Source organism: Streptococcus hyointestinalis, assembly GCF_011039275.1.
GTDB classification, from domain to species: Bacteria; Bacillota; Bacilli; order Lactobacillales; family Streptococcaceae; genus Streptococcus; species Streptococcus hyointestinalis_A.
Genome location: NZ_JAAKGB010000004.1, coordinates 1 through 3,516 on the forward strand (window position 1 = coordinate 1; position 3,516 = coordinate 3,516).

Sequence of the window (3,516 nt, forward strand, 5' to 3'; positions counted from 1 at the left end):
CAAAATGACTAGTCGGACCGCTTCGCTATTGTCCGACAAAAAAGCACCCTTTTTGGAGGGTGCTGGTTATCCGAATCTAACAACAAAGTTTCATATCTTAGGGAGCATATGGAGATTTTAATCCCAAATTTCTAATTTCTGTTTTATATTGGTATTTTGTCCGTCCACCTTTATCTACGTAAGTTCTTCTATATCGTACTTCTTGATATAACTGAATTAGAGTCTTAGTACCATTATATAAAATTTTTTTCTGCTTAACACCACTAACTGAAATCGCCAACCAAGGAGAATAATAATCTGCATGTGCCTTTTGTCCATACGCAACCCCTACTGTAGTTACCAAAGACAAGACAATCAAAATCATTGAGAATTGTCTTTTAATTGCTTTCATCATAAGCAGCACTCCTTAAATAAACTTTTTTTCACAAACAAAGCACCTACGATTACCACAAATATAGATAATTACAAAATATAGTTTCCGACTTTTTACTTTCCACTGTAGTTATCTAACTTAAGCATACTACATAAAAACAAAAAAACAAGTCTATCTTTGTAAGCGTTTTTATGATATAATGAAAGTTACAAAGATAAATATAAAAAAGGTTCTCTTCTAAGCACCTTTTTTATATTTAATACAATCTCACAAGCTATACTTTCTGCAGTCTCATCTTCTCCAGTTTTCACAAAGGTCATTCTTTATTTCTCTTTGCTATTTGTTCCACGCTTACTACGTTGATAAGCACCATCAAATAGCAACTTCATAAAACCAGTTTTCCCTGCAATAACTTCGTTAACCAAATTTATAGTCAACCCATAAGTTTCTCCATTTTCGTCAATGAAATCATACAAATCAAAAATATTTTGGAGAGTGTACGCACGAATAAGCGATACAACCACATTGAAAAGTTCGGTCTTTTCCTCGACATCTAACGTCACATAACGGTCAATATCAAAATTATTGATTAGCTTTATATCAGCCTTATCATAAACATGTTTCTTCTTAGCAATAGCATCTTTGCTTTCATGAGTCAAATACAAGTATGTATTTTCAACGCTTAAAGCAATTTGAACCATTGCCAAACTTTTTTCTCCAAGTAATTTCTTAATTTTCCAGCGTACACTATCTGCAGTAACTGGATTCTTAGCAATATAAATTACATGATAGTGAGGTTTTTTATATTGCTGACCTTCAATATCGCTCTTATCTTTATCATGAAGTGGACTTATTGCAATCGGCACTCCAAGTGTTTCAAGTTTCAATTCCCAATCTTCAGGAATTGATTCAGGATAGAGTAAAAAAGTGAAGTATCTTGCTTTTTCTTTAGCCATAAGTTATAATTTACCCAAGAAATATTTTGCTTAGCCAGTGCCTGCCAGCACGGCTTTTTTTATTTTTCTTGTCCTTTCTCAATTTCTTTCAAAATCCAACTTGTCACTAACGTTGACTTTGTTAATCCTGATTCTTTAACCAGTTTTTCAAACTCAGCATATCGTTCATCCGACAAACTGATTGTCACTCTCTTTTTTTGTGTCGCCATTCTTTTTTCTCCTTGTTTGATAACACAAAAAAGTGTAGCACTTAATCATCTTAATGTCAACAAAAAATACGCTTTACCAAAAATTACGCTAAAAACTCGCCGAAAACTCGCCAAGATTTTACACTTCTTAAAACCTTGGCGCTCTAAGGCTTAACCCAATTTTCACCCTATTTTGGCACTCGGCACTATAGGGGGGGTCGTAGTAGCCCCCCCAGATTTTAGATTTTTTCTCCGAAAAAATCCCCACAATATTTCCCCTAAGACACAAAAAAAAGACCCCTGAGGGTCAGAGGTTAATCTCATTTTTGAACAAATTCCGGTTCTTTACAGCCCAAAGCTGAAGGCAGTCCGGCACCCGACATAATAATATGCCCTTTTTGGCTCGCGTTTCCGTCCGCCCTTAAAAATGAGCTTCACACCACCGACCGTATCGCTGAGGTGCCTCAGAGATATTATAGCATAATTTTGACAGAATTTCTCAACCCGTGGTATAATTATATTGCTTAAAAGTTCGGTAAAATTAAGCGCATAAGAAAAACACCCAAGGAGCCACCAAGGGTGTTTCTTTTTGCACTTGCTCAAGGTGCTCAGGCTATTTATTTAATTTGTCGCGTTTATCCTTAGCCTTGCTGACTAGCCATTCAGCAATTACCTCAGATAGTACGTTGACTATCAGGGGGATAAGGATAAGTTCGGTAAACATACGCATAAGACTTCACCTCCTGACTAAGTTCGTCTTAGCGTTCAGCAAAGTTGCGACAATTTATTATATCAAAAAAGTCAAAAGGCGAATACCCCACCATAGGGTACCATAGATTAAGCCTTTTGACGCTTTTTATTCCATGGTCTATTTGACAACAAGTAACCAGTGACTACCGTCCTTTGTCCGTGTCCGTCCGAAACGCTAAAGCCTTTCGGCTCGGCACGTCCTAGCGTACTCTGTCACTGCTTATTGTCAAATAGCTTTCACGGCATAAATCGCTTAGATACTGCGCCCTTTGGAACGCTTAGGCTCATCTCGTCGTTTAGAACGTCTAAGTTCCTCTAAGCGTTGATTTAAGCTATTGACCTCTTTCTCTGTAATAACTTCTTGAATATCATCTAGAAGAGCCTTAGAGCGTTTTAACTCCTTATTTTCCTGTCTCAAAAATCGATTTTCATTTAGCAGCCGCTGGCTCTCATATTCCTTCTCTGCTAATCTAGCTTCAACTCGTTTGTTAGTTTCCGTCATCCCTTTTAGTGACCGCCTTAAAAACTCATTTTGATTAACAGCTTGTTCTAGCTTTTCAGTAACATCAAACACAAATTTTTTTAAACGGTCGACAAACGCATTTGTAAAAACAAAACCGTCCCCAAAGCGTTTTGGCTTAGCTAATGACAATTCTTCATACAATTCTTGTGCTTCTTCCCGTCTATCCAAATCTTGAAACGATATGCCTTTCAGGTAATGACTTTGTTTAAGCAAATTTTGCGTTTCTTCCCTATGCGCCCTTTCTAGTTTTATAATTGTCTCGCTTAAATGCTCTGATTTACTTTCTAAGCCACTTATTTTTTCCTCTTGAGCTTTTCTCTTAGATTTCAATTCAGATAGCTCTGAAAGCCTCTCAGAGGCCTCAGAATCGATTTTAATATATTCCTTGGTCTTTTTATCAAGCAACTCTTCTAAACGGCTCAAATCGTCTTTTAAGCCACTTCTATGACTATCCAGCCATTTAAAGCGCTCTTCCAACGTTGCGTTACGAATTTTAAAATCTTCTTCAGAGAAGAGTGAAGCTATACTTTCATACCCCGCAACCTCTTCCTCAGTTGCAGGTCTATCCTCTTCCTTATGCCAATATTGAGGAGCCCCCAATTTTAACAATTCTTGGTTAAGAGTTTCTTCGCCAATTTTAGCTTTATAATCAGCTACGCTTAAATGCTTTCGCTCACTCCCTAACTGACCACGCAACAACTCAAAACCATGAGCATTCATGTATCT

General features: G+C 37.1%; 4 protein-coding genes. All 4 read right to left on the reverse strand.

Annotated elements, in window-relative coordinates; translation table 11 throughout:
- Nucleotides 1-97: 97 nt before the first annotated feature.
- Nucleotides 98-394, reverse strand: a complete 297-nt coding sequence (locus G5B60_RS11245; RefSeq protein ID WP_164684305.1) for a hypothetical protein — start codon at nt 392-394, stop codon at nt 98-100.
- A 302-nt stretch (nt 395-696) separates the two neighbouring features.
- Nucleotides 697-1,329 carry a replication protein gene (locus G5B60_RS11250; RefSeq protein ID WP_164684306.1) on the reverse strand — a complete coding sequence of 211 codons (633 nt, stop codon included), beginning with the start codon at nt 1,327-1,329 and terminating at the stop codon, nt 697-699.
- A gap of 59 nt (nt 1,330-1,388) precedes the next feature.
- On the reverse strand, nt 1,389-1,538 hold the full coding sequence (locus G5B60_RS11255) for a CopG family transcriptional regulator (RefSeq protein WP_164684307.1): 150 nt from the start codon (nt 1,536-1,538) through the stop codon (nt 1,389-1,391).
- A gap of 982 nt (nt 1,539-2,520) precedes the next feature.
- Nucleotides 2,521-3,516 (reverse strand): plasmid recombination protein (locus G5B60_RS11260; RefSeq protein ID WP_164684308.1); only part of this gene is annotated, 996 nt, incomplete at its 5' end.

Excerpts from the sequence above, each read along its gene's own strand:
- G5B60_RS11245 (WP_164684305.1), bottom strand. The coding sequence starts at position 394 with ATGATGAAAGCAATTAAAAGACAATTCTCAATGATTTTGATTGTCTTG.
- G5B60_RS11250 (WP_164684306.1), bottom strand. The coding sequence starts at position 1,329 with ATGGCTAAAGAAAAAGCAAGATACTTCACTTTTTTACTCTATCCTGAA.
- G5B60_RS11255 (WP_164684307.1), bottom strand. The coding sequence starts at position 1,538 with ATGGCGACACAAAAAAAGAGAGTGACAATCAGTTTGTCGGATGAACGA.